Source organism: Pseudomonas sp. SORGH_AS_0211 (genome assembly GCF_031453455.1).
GTDB lineage: Bacteria > Pseudomonadota > Gammaproteobacteria > Pseudomonadales > Pseudomonadaceae > Chryseomonas > Chryseomonas aestiva.
In genome coordinates, this window is record NZ_JAVIZV010000001.1 from 4318945 (window position 1) to 4334417 (window position 15473).

The following is a 15473-nucleotide window of genomic DNA, read 5'->3' on the forward strand; positions in this document are numbered from 1 at the left end:
CCTGCACCGCGGCTGAACCCTCCTTCCCTTCGCGAAAATCCAGAGGTATTCCCATGCTGACTTTCCTCGGCTTCGCCATGGTCATGACCTTCATGTACCTGATCATGACCAAGCGCCTCTCTCCGCTGATCGCCCTGACCATGGTGCCGATCGCCTTCGCCGTGCTGGCCTGGGCGCTGTCCAGCGAATTCGCCAGCCTCGGCCACGTCAAGCTCGATGCCCTCGGCCCGATGATGCTCGACGGCATTCGCAAGCTGGCGCCCACCGGCGTGATGCTGCTGTTCGCGATCCTCTACTTCGCCGTGATGATCGACACCGGCCTGTTCGATCCGGCGGTGCGCTGGATCCTCAAGCTGGTCAAGGGCGATCCGCTCAAGGTGGCCATGGGCACCGTCTTCCTGACCCTGGTGGTCTCCCTGGACGGTGACGGCTCGACCACCTACATGATCTGCGTGGCGGCCATGTTCCCGCTGTACCGGCGCCTGGGCATGAATCCGCTGATCATGACCTGCCTGATGCTGCTCTCCAGTGGCGTGATGAACCTGACCCCCTGGGGCGGTCCGACCGCCCGCGCCGCCAGCGCCCTGCACGTGGATCCGGCCGACGTCTTCGTGCCCATGATCGCGCCCATGCTGCTGGCCATCGCCTGGCTGTTCTTCCTGGCCTACCTCTATGGCCGCAGCGAGCGCGCGCGCCTGGGTATCCTGCAGATCGGCGAGACCGAAGGCGCCGACGTCACCGTCTCCCAGTGCGTCGAGGCCCGCCGCCCGCACCTGCGCTGGTTCAACGGCCTGCTGACCCTGGCGCTGATGGCCGCGCTGATCGTCGGTATCCTGCCGATGCCGGTGCTGTTCATGATCGCCTTCGGCATCGCCATGACCGTCAACTACCGTTGCCTGAACATGCAGAAGCAGCGCATCGCCGCCCATGCCGAGAACGTCCTGGCGGTGGTCTCGCTGATCTTCGCCGCGGGCATCTTCACCGGCATCCTCTCGGGTACCGGCATGGTCGACGCCATGTCCAAGGGCCTGCTGGCGGTGATCCCGGACGCCCTGGGCCCGTACATGGCGGTGATCACCGCGCTGGTCAGCCTGCCGTTCACCTTCTTCATCTCCAACGACGCCTTCTACTTCGGCGTGCTTCCGGTACTGGCCGAGGCCGCCGCGGCCTATGGCATCAGTCCGGTGGAGATCGCCCGGGCCTCCATCGTCGGTCAGCCCGTGCACCTGCTCAGCCCCCTGGTGCCCTCGACCTACCTGCTGGTGGGCCTGGCCAAGGTGGAGTTCGGCGACCACCAGCGCTTCACCCTGAAATGGGCCACCGTGACCTGCATGTTCCTGCTGGTCGGTGCTTTGTTACTGGGTGTGTTTCCGCTGTACAGCCGCTAGAGTTTTGCCAGAGGTACGACTAGCCTTGCCGGCTGTTCGAAAACGGCGCGTCGCCTGACGCGCCTTTTCCTTTAAAGCGCGCTGCCAGACGCGCCTTCGTGATAAGAGGATTCGCAATGGATTGGTTGACCAACCCGGAAATCTGGGTCGCCTTCTTTACCCTGACGGCCCTGGAGATCGTCCTCGGCATCGACAACATCATCATGATCTCCATCCTGGTCAGCCGCATGCCCAAGCACATGCAGGCGCGGACCCGTTTCTTCGGCCTGGCCCTGGCCATGGTCACCCGCATCCTGCTGCTGCTGTCCATCACCTGGGTGATGCGCCTCACCGCCGACCTGTTCTTCGTGTTCGGCCAGGGCATCTCCGGGCGTGACCTCATCCTCTTCTTCGGCGGCCTGTTCCTGCTGTGGAAGAGCAGTGCCGAGATCTACGAAGGCCTGGAAGGCGAAGACGAGCACGACGAGGACGCGCCCCAGAAGAAGGGCAGCGGCTTCATCGGCACCATCATCCAGATCGCCATCATCGACATCGTCTTCTCGCTGGACTCGGTGATCACCGCGGTCGGCATGGTCAGCCACGTGCCGGTGATGGTCGCGGCGATCATCGTCGCCGTGCTGGTGATGATGCTGGCGGCCGGCGCCATCAGCAATTTCATCGACAAGCACCCGAGCCTGAAGATGCTGGCGCTGTCGTTCCTGATCGTGGTCGGCACCGTGCTCATCGCCGAAGCCTTCGAAGTCCACGTGCCCAAGGGCTACGTCTACTTCGCCATGGCCTTCTCGCTGGCAGTGGAAGCCATCAACATCCGCCTGCGCGGCAAGGCCAAGGCGCGCGAAGCGGTCAAGCTGCGCAAGGAGCAGATCTGATCGCGGCGGCGGAACCCACCCGGCTCTCCGCCGCCTAAACCAGCAAGTCCCCACGAGCCCGAAGGTGCCCTGCCTTCGGGCTCGTGCGTCTGTGCAGAACGGTCATTACGATTTTGTGACAAGCTCGCCAGGAGCTCTTGGACACGCGCCGGGAGGGCGCCACGATGCTGACACTGCTCAATCTGCTATCCGCCGTTGCCCTGCTGGTGTGGGGCACCCATATCGTGCGCACCGGTATCCTGCGGGTATACGGCGCCAGCCTGCGCCGGGTGCTCAGCCGCAGCATGCAGCGCATGCCGCTGGCCTTTCTCTCGGGCATCGCCGTCACCGCCCTGGTGCAGAGCAGCAACGCCACCGCGCTGCTGGTGACTTCCTTTGTCGCCCAGGGCCTGGTGCCACTCACCCCGGCGCTGGCCATCATGCTCGGCGCCGACGTGGGTACCGCGCTGATGGCGCGGGTGCTGACCTTCGACCTGTCCTGGCTGTCACCGCTGCTGATCTTTCTCGGCGTGGTGTTCTTTCTCGGCCGCAAGCAGACCCGCGCCGGCCAGCTCGGCCGGGTCGCCATCGGCCTGGGGCTGATCATCCTGGCGCTGCAGCTGATCGTCGAGGCGGCCTCGCCCATGACCCACGCGGCCGGGGTCAAGGTGCTGTTCTCTTCGCTGACCGGCGACCAGTTGCTCGACGCCCTGACCGGCGCGGTCTTCGCCATGGTCTCCTATTCCAGCCTGGCGGCGGTGCTGCTGACCGCCACCCTGGCCGGCTCCGGGGTCATCTCGCTCAAGGTGGCGCTGTGCCTGGTGGTGGGCGCCAACCTGGGCAGTGGCGTGCTGGCACTGATGGGCGCGGCCAAGCAGGGCGTGGAGGCGCGACGGGTGGCGGTGGGCAGCCTGCTGTTCAAGCTCGCCGGCTGCATCCTGGTGCTGCCCTGGATCGGTCTCCTGGCCGACTGGCTGCAGGGCTACGACTTCAACGATGCCGAGGTGGTGATCGGTTTCCACGTCGCCTACAACCTGGTGCGCTGCCTGCTGTTCCTGCCGCTGACCGGGCCCCTGGCGCGCTTCTGCACCGCCATGCTGCCGGCCAAGGACAGCGCCGAGACCATCCTGCGGCCGCGCCACCTGGACACCGCGGCCCTGGACACCCCAGCCCTGGCGCTGACCAACGCCTCCCGCGAGCTCTTGCGCATGGGCGACGTCATCGAGCAGATGCTGCAGCACCTGCTGGTGCTGATCAACGCCGGCGACAAGCAACTGGCCCGCGAGGTGCGCCGCCTCGACGACGACGTCGACGCCCTCTACACGGCGATCAAGCTGTACCTGGCGCGCATGCCGCGCGACGACCTGGACGAGCGCGACAGCCGGCGCTGGGCCGAGACCATCGAGCTGGCGATCAACCTGGAGCAGGCCGGCGATCTGATCGAGCGCATGGCCAGCGACGTCGACAGCAAGAAGATCGCCGCCCGGCGCTCCTTCTCGGCTTCCGGGGTGGACGAACTCTCCGCGCTGCACCGGCTGCTGGTCGACAGCCTCAAGCTGTGCCTGTCGGTCTATCTTTCCGGCGACCTGGACGCGGCGCGCCGCCTGCGTCGGCTCAAGCAGCGTTTCCGCCTGCTGGAGCGGCGCTATGCCCATGCCCACGTCGAGCGGCTGCATCAGCAGGTGGTGGAGAGCTTCGAGACCAGCTCCCTGCACCTGGGCCTGCTCAGCGACATGCGCCGGGTCAATTCGCTGTTCTGCAGCATCGCCCACGGCGTGCTGGAGGCGGCCGATGCCGGCTATGCCACCGAGCACGAGCTGCCGGTGGAAGGACGCGAGGAGTCGGGCGGAGCTTGAGGCCGCGGTTTGACGCAGGGGTTCGTGGAGGAGGCTGCGCCGCCATCCGCCCTACGGGGCTTCAATGATTTATCGCGGCCATGGCGGTCTGCCGATGCGGCCGCTCCTACAGATGACTGTCTGCTCGCATTATCGCGGCCATGGGCCGCTCCTACAGAAGCATCACACCTTGTAGGAGCGGCCCATGGCCGCGATAAACCCTTCGCTCACTGCACCCGGCTATCGAGCTGCTGCAAGATCCGCCAGGCCGCTTCGATCCGCGCGGCATTCGGGTAGTTGCGGTTGGCCAGGATCACCAGGCCGAGCTGGCGCTCGGGGATGAACAGCGCATAGGCGCCGAAGCCGTTGGTGGAGCCGGTCTTGTTCAACAGCCGGGCGCCGCTCGCCGGCAGCGGCGGGTGCTGCCAGTCCACCGGTTGCGGCTCCAGGGCCATCGCCGGGGTATTGCCGGCCAGCAACCGGGTCTTGGGCAGCGGATAGGCGTAGGCCTCCCAGGCCAGGCCCTGGCTCATGGGGCCGCTGCGGTAGTAGCCCTGCTGGGTGGCGTCGAGCGCCTTGGCCAGGGGCGCCGGCAACTGGCCGGGATGCAGATTCGCCTCGATGAAGGCGAGCAGATCACCGGCGGTGGTCTTGATGCCATAGGCCTCTTCGGCATAGGCGCCCGGATTGACCCGCAGCGGCTGGTCGTTCCTGCCATGGCCCCAGGCATAGTGGGCCTGCTCGGCCGCCGGCACCTGCAGATAGGTATGACTGAGCCCCAGGGGTTTGAGCACGTGCCGCTGCAGGGCCATGGCGAAGGGCTCGTCGAGCCGCTGGGCCGCCAGGGCGCCGAACAGGCCGATGCTGGGATTGGAGTAGAGGCGGCGGCTGCCGGCGGGGAAGGGCGGCTGGAAGGCGCGATAGAAGGCCGTCGTCTGATCGTCCGTGGTGACGTTGTCGGGAAATTGCAGCGGCAGGCCGCCGGCGCTGTAGGTGGACAGCTGCAGCAGGCTGGCCTGGCCGATGGCGCTGCCGGCCAGGACCGGGCGGACCTGAGCGGCGGACTCGTCCAGCCGCAGGCGACCGGTCGCCGCCGCGTAGCCACCCAGGGTGGCGGTGTAGGTCTTGCTCAGGGAGCCGATCTCGAACAGGGTGGCGGCGTCCACCGCCTGGCCGCTGCGGCGATCGGCGGTGCCGAAGTAGTAGAGCCGGCGCAGGCCTGGAGCCGTGACGCCCACGGCCAGGCCCGGAATGTCCTGCTCGGCCATCACCGCGCGGGCCGCGGCGCGGACCTCGTCGTCGAGGGGATTGGCGGCGTTGGCCAGGAGCGGCAGGGTCAGGCCCAGGCCGAACAGCAGGGAAAGACGCGGGAAAGCCGACATGCGGGAGCTATTCCTGAGGAGGGGAGGCCAGGAGTCTAGCCGAGCGTTGCCGCTCAGGTATGAGACGCGGCCGGCGTTGGAAGATTTTGCCGCCGGTGCTGTCCATGGCTGGCTGGAGCCCGGTCCTCGACTGGACTACAGTCGCCTCTCACCTTTTCCAGGAGTCATCCCATGTCCGCTGCCCCCCTCGTCGAACAGATCCAACTGGGCCAATTGCCCGTCTGGCGCATCCGCGTCGGCCAGGCCGAAGCCCTGGTGGCCTGCCAGGGCGCCCATGTGCTGCGCTACGGCTTCGATGGCGAGCCGGACATCGTCTGGGGCAATCCGGAAGCCGTGTTCGAGCCCGGTACCCCGATCCGTGGCGGCATCCCGGTCTGCTGGCCCTGGTTCGGCGACCTGCTGAAGAATCCGGCCGCGGTCCAGGCCATGTGCACCACCACCGCGGACGCCCCGGCCCACGGCCTGGCCCGTCAGGTCGCCTGGCAGGCCGGCGGCGTCGAGGTGGACACCGACCGGGTGCGCCTGGACTTCCACCACCGCACCTCCGCCGAGACCACCCCGGGCTGGCCCCATGCCACCGAGCTGACCCTCAGTCTGAGCGTCGGCGAACGCCTGGAGCTGACCCTGAGCGTGCGCAATCTGGAAGATCACCCGCTGGTGCTGAGTCAGGCGCTGCACACCTATTTCGCCGTGAGCGACGTGCGCGAGGTGGGTATCGAAGGCCTGGCCAACGCCGACTACTACGACTGCTTGGACGGCTGGACCCGCAAGCGGCAGAACGGCGAGCCGACCATCACCGCCGAGACCGATCGGGTCTATGTCGGCCTGCCGGCACGCCTGGCGATCCGCGATCCCCAGTGGCAGCGCCGGCTGTTCGTGGAGACCCGCAACAGCCATTCGGCGGTACTGTGGAATCCCTGGATCGACAAGGCCGCACGCCTGAGCCAGTTCGCCGACGACGCCTGGACCGGCATGCTGTGCATCGAGACCGCCCGGGTGATGGACGACGTCCTCACCGTGGCGCCGGGCGCCTCGGCCGAGATGGCGGTGAGCCTGTGGCGCGAGGCGCTGTAGGGTCTGCTCAGGCGTCCGGGTTGGCCCTCACCCGGAGGGAGAGGGAATGCCCGGAAGAATTCGGGTGTGCAATGGCGTAGGTTGGGCTGAGCGTGAGCGAAGCCCAACGCAGCCCAGGCCGAGCACGCGCTGTTGGGCTTCGGCGAAAGAGCCCGCTTCAGCCCAACCTACGTCTCGAAATGCCAGGGGCGTCGGGTCGACAGTGGCGGGGCCGGCACCTAGCCGAAGATCACAACTCCTCGCACAGATTCCGCCCGATCCACTCGGCCACCGCCGCGCGCTCCAGGCCGCAGCCGAGCAGGCTGTGCAGCTTGCCCAGGGCGGCTTCACGAGTCATGCCACGGCCGGAGATCACCCCGGCGTCGGCCAGGCCGCTGCCAGCGGCGTAGGTGCTCAATTCCACCGTGCCGCGCGCGCCCTGGCTGAGGGCGACCACCGGGACGCCGGCATCGCGCAATTCGGCGAGGGCGGTGAGAAAGTCGGCGTCATCCGCGGGGCCCGTGCCGCTGCCATAGCACTCCAGCACCAGGCCCTGTACGCCGCTGCCCGCCAGACCGCGCAGGGTGGCGCCGTCGACGCCCGGAAACAGCGGCAGCACCGCTACCCGTACCGCCTGGCGCGGCTGGTCGAAGCCTAAGGCGGCCGGCGTGGCCACCAGGGTGTCGCCACTGCGCGGCCGGGCGCTTTCCACGAAGGCCTTCCAGCCGCTGCTGGCCTGCTTGGTGCAGCGCGCCGCCGGCAGGCGTTCGCCATGGAATTGCACCTGCACCCCCGGCGTCAGCCCGCTAGCGAAGGCGGCGAAGCTGTCGGCCAGGTTGCCGTCGGCATCGCTGTCCGGTACGCCGGCCGGCAGCATGGAGCCGGTCAGCAGCACCGGAATGGCCAGGTCCAGCAGCCGGAAGGCGAGGGCGGCGGCGCTGTAGGCCAGGGTGTCGGTGCCGTGCAGCACCAGCACGCCGCGGCAGGCGGGGTCGGTGGCTGCCGCCAGGATCGCCTGGGCCATGCGCTCCCAGGCGGCGGGGGTCATGTTGGCGCTGTCGATCAGCGGCAGCAGCTCCTGCAGCCGCCAGGCCGGCGTGTCCAGCTCCGGACGGCTGGCCAGCAGGGCGTCGATGCGCGCCTCGAACCCGGCGGCGGGGGCCAGGCCGGCGGCGGTCGCCTGCATGCCGATGGTGCCGCCGGTGTAGAGGATGTGCAGGTAGGGTGAGCTCATGAGGGACTTCCTGATAAGACTGCCCCCACACGGGGTGGGGGCAGGCAAGCGAATCTTGGTTCAGCGCCGTCGGGCTTCGGCGATGGAGCCGCCTCGAACCAACCTACGGGTGACGTAGGTTGGGTCGAGCGCAGCGAAGCCCAAGGTGACCGCTGCGGCGGTCAGTGCGCCTGGCGCGGCTGGGCGGCGCGGGCTTCGGCGACGGTCTCTTCCAGACGCTCCAGCGCCGGCCAGGCCTGGCGGTCCAGGTCCAGGTCGCGGAACTGGTCGGCATCGAACACCGGCTGGTCGACCCCGGCACGGCGCTGGGCGTCGTAGTCGTTGAGGATGCGCATGCCGACCTTGATCAGCATGGCCAGGGCGATCAGGTTGACGAAGGCCAGGCAGGTCATGGTGATGTCGGCGAAGGCGAACACCGTGGTCAGGTTCTGCATCGAGCCCCAGCAGATCAGCACCAGCACCAGGCCGCGATAGCCGAGCAGCACGGCCTTGCCGCGGCCGAGCAGGTAGCGCAGGCCGTTCTCGCCCAGGTAGATGTTGTAGAGGATGCAGGTGAAGACGAACAGCGACAGGGCGACGCTGATGAAGATCCGGCCCCAGTCACCGACCACCGCGGCCAGGGAGTTCTGGGTCAGGACAATGCCGTCACCTTCGAAGCCCGGGGTGTAGAAACCCGAGAGCAGGATCAGCAGCGCGGTACAGGTGCAGATGACGAAGGTGTCGAGGAAGACACTGAAGGCCTGCACCACGCCCTGGGCGGCCGGGTGCTTGACCGCGGCCACCGCGGCGACGTTGGGTGCCGCGCCCAGGCCGGCTTCGTTGGCGAAGACGCCACGCTTGACGCCCATGGTGATGGCGGCGCCGAGCAGGCCGGCAAAGGCCGGCTCCAGGCCGAAGGCGCTCTTGACGATGGTCAGCAGGGTGCCGGGGACCAGGTCGATCTGGGTGATGATCACATAGAGGGTGACGGCGATGTAGGCAAGGGTCTTGACCGGCACCAGGATGTCGGAGACCGCGGCGATGCGCTTGATGCCGCCGATGAACACCAGGCCCAGTAGGATGGCCAGGGCGATCCCGGTGTATTGCACCGGCAGGCCGAAGGCGTTTTCCAGCGAGTGGGTCACGGTAAAGGACTGCAGACCGACGAAGGCGAAGCCATAGGTCACCAGCAACAGGCCCGAGAAGATCAGGGCCATCCAGCGCTTGTTGAGGCCGTGCTGGATGTAATAGGCCGGACCACCCACGTAGAGGCCGTCACCGTCGGCGCGCTTGTAGACCTGCGCCAGGGTGCACTCGAAGAAGCTGCTGGCCATGCCGACCAGGGCGGTTACCCACATCCAGAACACCGCGCCCGGGCCACCCAGGGTCACGGCCAGGCCCACGCCGGCGATGTTGCCGGCACCGACGCGACCGGCCAGGCTGAGCATCAGCGCCTGGAAGGAACTCAGGCCGTCACCGCTGTTGCGCAGGGAGTCCTTGAAGACGGTGAACATGTGCGGGAAATGGCGCACCTGCACGAATCGCGAACGCAGGGTGAAATAGCTGCCCAGGCCGACGATCAGCACGATGAGCACGTGGCCGGACAGGAAGTCGTTGAGCATTTCTAGGTAGTGCATGAAGAATCCTCGAGCATGCTAGTGATGCTCCAAGGCCGGCTCGCAAGCCTTGGGGCTATTATTGTGGAATATCCCGCCAGGGCCTGCTCCCGGCGTGGGGAGACGACGGCAAGAGGCTCTGGAACGGATCGGTCCGGGTGGAACGGGCAGTAAGACGGACCGGGCGCCTAGATTCGGCTATCCCACCGGCGTGAACAATTCCGCGCCTCGCTTCAAAATGGCGCGACTTGATGCTAGTTTTCTGGCCGTCTGTCAAGCTCGGGCCGGATTCATGAGCGACTTTTCCGCCAATTTGCAGCTGCTCTGCCAGCGCCACCGCTCGATTGCCGCCGTCTGTCGCGCCGTCGGCATCAACCGTGCCCAGTTCAATCGCTACCTCAACGGGCAGAGCCGTCCGTCGCCTTACAACCTGCAGCGCCTGGCGGAGTTCTTTGGGCTGCCGGTGGGCGACCTGCAGCTGCCGCAGCGGCAATTCGCGATGCGCCTGGGGGCGCCGGCCGGTCAGGAGACGGGTTGGGCGGGGCAGGCGCTGGCCCTGTTCGGCGAGCGTCAGGAGGGCTTGGCGCGCTACCAGGGCTATTACCACGAATACTATCCGTCGCTGTCCACGCCGGGCGTGGTGCTCTGCGGACTGGTCTGGCTGTTCGCGGAGGAGGGCGTCTTCCGCTACGTGCGTTTCGAGCGCCTGCGCCGGCGGGATGAAGCCACCAGCCAGGCGCGCTTTCGCTACCTGGGCCTGGCCATGAGCCTAGAAAGCCGGCTGTTCTTCACCGACTACGAATCCCTCACCGGCAACGAGTTGTCGCAGACGGTGCTGCTGCCCAGCGCGCGCAACCGCATCGATCGCCTGAACGGACTCAAGCTCGGCGTCAGCGCCTCCGACCGACGCGAGCCGGCCTGCACCCGGGTGGTCTGGGAGTACCTCGGCACGCGGCCGCCACTAGGGCAGGCCTATGCCCGCATCGGTCTCTACGACTGGCAGGATCCTGGCCTGGACGAGGATCTGCGCCAGCGCCTGGCCAGCGTGGCCCTGGTCGATCGGGTCTATCGCCTGGGCTAGAGCGGTTCCTCGATCGCTGGGTGGCAACGATCGTAGTCCTCGAGGATAGCGCGGTCGCGCCCGGCCTGCTTGGCCCAGTAGAGCTGGCGATCGGCAGCCTCGATAAAGGTCTCGGCGCAGTCGTGGTCCGGCCGTGCGCAGGCGCCACCGATACTCACCGTCACCCGAGGACCGGCATGGGGCCCAAGATGGGGAATCTCCAGGCGCCGTACCGCTTCGAGCAGGCGTTGGGCCAGTTTGCCGGCATCCTCCTCGCGCGACGGCGTGCAGAGGATGGCGAATTCCTCGCCGCCGTAGCGGGCCAGGCAATCGCCGGCGCGCAATTCGTCGGCCAGGGCGGTGGCGACCTGTTGCAGGCAGCGATCGCCGGCCGGATGCCCGTAGCGATCGTTGAAGGCCTTGAAGTGATCGACGTCGATCATCAGCAGGAGCAGCGGCCGGGGCGGGGGATGGGCTAGGACGGTGGCCAGGGCCTGCATGAGCGCCCGGCGATTAGCCACGCCGGTCAGGGGATCGGTGGCGGATTGCTGCGCCAGTAAGCGATTGGAGGCGGTTAGCTCTTCGTTGCGCAAGCGGTCGCGCAGGATCAACAGATAGCCCTGACGGCGCGCGCGCTCCATCCAGAAGTTGGCGAGCAGGGTGAAGATCGCGGTGGCAAATGCCAGGGTGAGCACCAACGAGGCTTCCATGGCGGGCAGGCTGTGTATCTGGGTCGCCAGGCCGATGGTCAGCAGGGCGACCAGGCTGTGCACCGTGGCCTGGCGCAAGGGTGGGGCGATGCAGCTGTTGGTGAAGAGGGTCATCAGCGGCAGAGTGGCGAGCCAGAGGGCGCGATGTGCGGCATCGGAAGCCTCGACCTCGAACAGCGGCGGGGCGTAGGCCAGCAGGCTGGGCAGGATGCCCAGCCACTCACGCGAGGGGTGTTCGGCCGGCATCAGCTTGAGGGCCAGCAGCACAGCGCCGCCACCCACCACGACCAGTGCACTGAGCAGACTGATGAGCCAGAAGGCCTCGGTCATCAGGATCCAGTCCCAGATCGAGAAGCTGGCATAGGCCACGATGGCCACGGTCAGACTGATGCGCAGGTGCCGCCGGCGCGAACGCGCGATGTCGTGCTGGTAATGCCGTTCCAATACCGGTTCGAAGCGCAGGGCCCAGAAAGGGCGGGCCAGCGCTCGGGCGAGGGCGAGACTGAGGGACATGGATGCCGTACCTGGCAGGAAAATCCGAGGGTCACTTCAGCACAATAAGTCCCTTAGCGCGATAGAGGGTTCCCGGATGAGGAGGTATAGCCGCCGAATGGTAGCCATTGGCTACCATTCGGATGGTCGTGGACGCCGTGGCCGCTAGTTGCCGGCCTTGATGCGACTCCAGGCGCGGGTCCGTACCCGCTCGATGGGCTGCGGTAGTGGCTGCACCACATAGAGCTTCTTGAGCATGTCCGCAGTGGGCACCAAGTCGTGGTTGTCGCGGATGGCGGCGGTCACCAGCGGCATGCCCGGTTTGTTGGCGTTGGGATAGCCGAGGTAGTCGCTGATCCCGGCGATCACCCTGGGTTCGAGCAGGTAGTTGATGAAGGCATGAGCCTGGTCGACGTTGGTGGCACTGGCAGGAATGGCCCAGGTGTCGAACCAGATGGGCGCCCCTTCGCGCGGCAGGCGCCAGTCCACCACCACGCCGTTGCCGGCTTCCTTGGCGCGGTTGCCGAACTGGTAGAAGCTGCCCGAATAGCCCACCGCCACGCAGATGTCGCCGTTGGCGATATCGGTCATGTACTTGGTGGAGTTGAAGTAGGCCATGTAGGGGCGGATCTTGAGCATCAGCGCGGTGGCCTTTTCGTAGTCCTTGGCGTTGGCACTGTTGGGGTCCAGGCCCAGGTAGTGCAGCACCACCGGCAGGATGTCCGAGGGCGAATCCAGCATGGCCACGCCACAGCTCTTGAGCTTGGCCATGTTTTCCGGCTTGAACACCAGGTCCCAGCTGTCGACCGGTGCGTCCGCCCCCAGCGCCGCCTTGACCTTGGCCGGGTTGAAGCCGATGAGGATGGTGCCGTACATGTAGGGTACGCCGTACTGGTTGCCCGGATCGTTGACTTCCAGCAGCTTGAGCAACTCGGGATCGAGATTCTGCCAGTTGGGCAGCTTGCGCTTGTCCAGCTTCTGGAAGACCCCGGCCTTGATCTGGGTTTCCAGGAACTGGTTGGAGGGAATCACCAGGTCATAGCCGGAGCGCCCGGTGAGCAGCTTGGCCTCCAGCGACTCGTTGCTGTCGAAGGTGTCCCAAGTGACGCGGATACCGGTCTGCTTGGCGAAGTCCTTGGGCGTCTCGGGCAGGATGTAGTCGGCCCAGTTGTAGACCCGCAGTTCGCCAGAGTCGGCGGCCTGGACGGCGGTGGCAAGCAGGGCGCCACCGAGCAGGGCGGTGAGCGGACGCAGGAGACTGTGCATGGTCGGATTCCTCGCGATAGGGATCAGGCGCCGTCGTAGGCGGCCAGGACGTTCACCGTGTTGATGCCGATCTCCGCCACGGCGTAACCGCCTTCCATGACGAACAGGGTCGGCAGGCCGAGCCGCGCCAGGCGTTCGCCCAGGCGCAGGTAGTCGTCGCTCTCCAGCTTGAACTGGGAAATGGGATCGGCTTTGAAGGTATCCACGCCCAGGGAGACCAGCAGCAGATCCGGGGCATAGCGCTGGAGTCGCGTCAGCGCCACCTCCAGCGCGGCGCTCCAGCTGTCCCAGGCGCTGCCGGCGGGCAGCGGCAGATTGAGGTTGAAGCCCTGGCCCGCTCCGCTGCCGGTCTCGTCGGCATAACCGAGGAAAAAGGGGAATTCGAAACCCGGATCGCCGTGCAGCGAGAGGAACAGCACATCGTCGCGGGCATAGAAGATGTCCTGGGTGCCGTTGCCGTGGTGGTAGTCGACATCGAGGACGGCCACCCGTCGGGCGCCGCCGTCGAGGGCAGCCTGGGCGGCGATGGCGGCGTTGTTCAGATAGCAGTAGCCGCCCATGACGTCGGCCGCGGCGTGGTGGCCCGGCGGGCGGCAGAGGGCGAAGGCGCCGCGTGCGCCCGCGGCGACCTCAGCTCCGGCACTCAGGGCCACCTGGGCGGCGCTGTAGGCGGCCTGCCAGGTCCCGGCGGTGATGGGCGCGCCGCCGTCGAAGCTGTAGTAACCGAGGCGCCCGTGCAGGCTGGTGGGCGGCAGCACCTGGCGCAGGGTGCGGGCCGGCCAGGTGTAGGGCAGCAGGTCCACGGTCTCGCCGCGGGCGGCCCATTCGTCCCAGGCCCCGGCGAGAAAGTCGAGATAGGCCGCGCTATGGATCCGCGCCAGGGGTGCCCGGCCGAAGTCCCTGGGCGCCACCACCTCGCCGAGCTGCCGGCGGTGACACTCGGCGAGGATGAATTCGACGCGCTGGGGTTTTTCGAAACAGGGCTGCAACTGGCCATCGATCAATTCGCAGCGACCGTGGTGCAGGGCGTGATCGGGACTGTGGTGGATGCGCATGGCGACTCCGGGCGGCGGGCTCTCTCCTGATTCTTGCCAGGCCGGCGACCCGCGACGAGAGGCGCAGCGGCCAAAAGGGGATAGATCCGGCCAGATTGGGCCCGGCGTCGACCATCAGCCGTCCTTGGCTTCGTAGACCACGAACCGCTTCAGGGTCGGCTCCAATACCTCCCAGGTGCCCTGGAAGCCGCGCGGCACGACGAAGCTGCTGCCGGGACCGAGTCGGGTGGCGTGGCCCTGGTCATCGGTGACCAGACTCACCCCTTCGAGGATCTGGCAGTACTCCTCCTCCGTGTAGTCCACCCGCCAGGCGCCCACCTCGCTGTGCCAGTGACCGACGGCGAAGACACCGCTGCCATCCTCGTAGTCGAGTCAGAGGCTCTGCAACGGATCGCCTGCGAGGCGCTTTTCCGCCGGCAGGCGGTATTGGTCGGTGGGTTGGCCGCGGTCCGCGAGCAGTTTCAGCGAGGGCATGGAAAATCCTTCTTGGGGACGGGAAGCGCTCAGCATACGCCGGCCGCTAGAGCCGATAACCCCGCGGCGATTGTCCGCTCCAGCGGCGAAAGGCATGGCGGAAGCTGGCGGTTTCGCTGAAGCCCATCACCTCGGCGATGCGATAGATGGGCAGGCGCTCCTGGGCCAGCAGATCGCGCGCCCGTTCGAAGCGCAACTCGTCGAGCAGTTGCTGATAGCCGCTGCCGCCCGCCTGCAGGTGGCGGCGCAGGCTGCGCGGGGCCATGCCGAGGTGGCCGGCCAGGGCCGCGAAGGAGGGCGGGGCCGCCAGGTCGGCGCCCAGCAGGGTGCGGATGCGGGCGAGCAGGGCGCGCTGGCGATCCTGCTCGGGGGCGAGGCGACCGCACTGTTCCAGGGCGTCGCGATGGGTCACCGGATCGGCCAGGGGCAGCCCGCGGTCAAGCCAGGCAGCGGGAAAGGCCAGGCCATTGAAGGCGGCGGCGAAGGCCAGGGGCGTGGCGCCGAAGCAGTCGCCGTAGCGCGCGCGATAGGCTGGCTCGGCGTGTCGAAAGGCCACCTGCACCAGCGGCAGGGGCGTCCCCAGGAGGTCGCAGCAGATCGCCCGCAGCGAGGCCAGGCAGCACTCGGCGTTGCAGCGCTCCAGTTCCGGCGCGAAGGGATGGTGGTCGGCCCTGAGCCAGGCCAGCTCGCCGTGGCGCTCCAGGCGCAGGGTGAAATAGGCGCCCAGCAGCGCCTGGTGGGCCAGGGCCGCCTGCAACGCGGCGCCCAGGGTCGGGGCGCTGAGCAGGGCATAGCCGAGCAGGCCGTAGCCGGAGACGCGCAGCCGCCAGCCCAGCAGCAGCCCCAGTTCGGGCGGGGCGACCGGCAGGGCGTTGGCGATGACCCGCTGTTCCTGGGCCAGGGTGATGAGCCGATGGGGCTGTTCGAGATCGTCCAGCCGCAGGCCACTACCGGCCAGCAGCGGCGCCGCCCGGGCGGGCGTGTCGGCCGCCAGTTGCTGGAGCAGCAGGGACACCAGGTTGAGATTGATCAGACCGGACTGACGCATGGGCAAACTCCCCGGGGCGGTGGCAGCCTTCCA

12 protein-coding genes and 1 pseudogene are annotated in these 15473 nt (G+C 67.5%); 5 read left to right on the forward strand and 8 right to left on the reverse strand.

The window, feature by feature from the left end:
• Positions 1 to 53: 53 nt before the first annotated feature.
• From QE393_RS19995 to QE393_RS20005, 3 genes are all read left to right on the forward strand, one after another.
• Positions 54 to 1388, forward strand: a complete 1335-nt coding sequence (locus tag QE393_RS19995; RefSeq protein ID WP_273805551.1) for a CitMHS family transporter — start codon at positions 54 to 56, stop codon at positions 1386 to 1388.
• 116 nt (positions 1389 to 1504) lie between these two features.
• Positions 1505 to 2257: a TerC family protein gene (locus QE393_RS20000; RefSeq protein WP_310045236.1), complete on the forward strand. Its 753-nt coding sequence runs from the start codon at positions 1505 to 1507 to the stop codon at positions 2255 to 2257.
• A gap of 164 nt (positions 2258 to 2421) precedes the next feature.
• Positions 2422 to 4092 (forward strand): Na/Pi cotransporter family protein, encoded by a 1671-nt coding sequence (locus tag QE393_RS20005; RefSeq protein WP_027600470.1) that lies wholly within the window; start codon positions 2422 to 2424, stop codon positions 4090 to 4092.
• Between the two features lie 206 nt (positions 4093 to 4298).
• Here QE393_RS20005 and ampC read toward each other — a convergent pair whose 3' ends face one another.
• On the reverse strand, positions 4299 to 5453 hold the full coding sequence (gene ampC / locus QE393_RS20010) for a class C beta-lactamase (RefSeq protein WP_310045239.1): 1155 nt from the start codon (positions 5451 to 5453) through the stop codon (positions 4299 to 4301).
• A gap of 171 nt (positions 5454 to 5624) precedes the next feature.
• Here ampC and QE393_RS20015 point away from each other — a divergent pair, with 171 nt between their 5' ends.
• The gene (locus tag QE393_RS20015; RefSeq protein ID WP_310045241.1) at positions 5625 to 6527 is read left to right on the forward strand and encodes a D-hexose-6-phosphate mutarotase; all 903 of its coding nucleotides are present in this window, start codon (positions 5625 to 5627) and stop codon (positions 6525 to 6527) included.
• A 229-nt stretch (positions 6528 to 6756) separates the two neighbouring features.
• Here the strand turns inward: QE393_RS20015 and QE393_RS20020 are convergent, their stop codons facing one another.
• The gene (locus QE393_RS20020) at positions 6757 to 7740 is read right to left on the reverse strand and encodes an asparaginase (RefSeq protein WP_310045243.1); all 984 of its coding nucleotides are present in this window, start codon (positions 7738 to 7740) and stop codon (positions 6757 to 6759) included.
• A gap of 161 nt (positions 7741 to 7901) precedes the next feature.
• On the reverse strand, positions 7902 to 9356 hold the full coding sequence (locus tag QE393_RS20025; protein ID WP_310045244.1) for an alanine/glycine:cation symporter family protein: 1455 nt from the start codon (positions 9354 to 9356) through the stop codon (positions 7902 to 7904).
• Between the two features lie 271 nt (positions 9357 to 9627).
• Between QE393_RS20025 and QE393_RS20030 the strand changes: the two genes are divergently transcribed.
• On the forward strand, positions 9628 to 10416 hold the full coding sequence (locus QE393_RS20030) for a helix-turn-helix transcriptional regulator (protein ID WP_310045245.1): 789 nt from the start codon (positions 9628 to 9630) through the stop codon (positions 10414 to 10416).
• Here QE393_RS20030 and QE393_RS20035 read toward each other — a convergent pair.
• The 5 genes and pseudogenes from QE393_RS20035 to QE393_RS20055 form a co-directional block, all read right to left on the reverse strand.
• Positions 10413 to 11618 (reverse strand): GGDEF domain-containing protein, encoded by a 1206-nt coding sequence (locus QE393_RS20035; protein ID WP_310045246.1) that lies wholly within the window; start codon positions 11616 to 11618, stop codon positions 10413 to 10415. The genes QE393_RS20030 and QE393_RS20035 overlap by 4 nt on opposite strands.
• Before the next feature lie 144 nt (positions 11619 to 11762).
• Entirely contained in the window at positions 11763 to 12863 is a 1101-nt protein-coding gene (locus QE393_RS20040) for a polyamine ABC transporter substrate-binding protein (RefSeq protein WP_310045249.1), read from the reverse strand.
• 23 nt (positions 12864 to 12886) lie between these two features.
• On the reverse strand, positions 12887 to 13918 hold the full coding sequence (locus tag QE393_RS20045; RefSeq protein ID WP_310045250.1) for a histone deacetylase family protein: 1032 nt from the start codon (positions 13916 to 13918) through the stop codon (positions 12887 to 12889).
• Between the two features lie 114 nt (positions 13919 to 14032).
• Positions 14033 to 14392, reverse strand: a pseudogene (locus QE393_RS20050) (cupin domain-containing protein).
• Between the two features lie 46 nt (positions 14393 to 14438).
• Positions 14439 to 15440 (reverse strand): AraC family transcriptional regulator ligand-binding domain-containing protein, encoded by a 1002-nt coding sequence (locus tag QE393_RS20055; RefSeq protein ID WP_310045253.1) that lies wholly within the window; start codon positions 15438 to 15440, stop codon positions 14439 to 14441.
• Positions 15441 to 15473 lie beyond the last annotated feature (33 nt).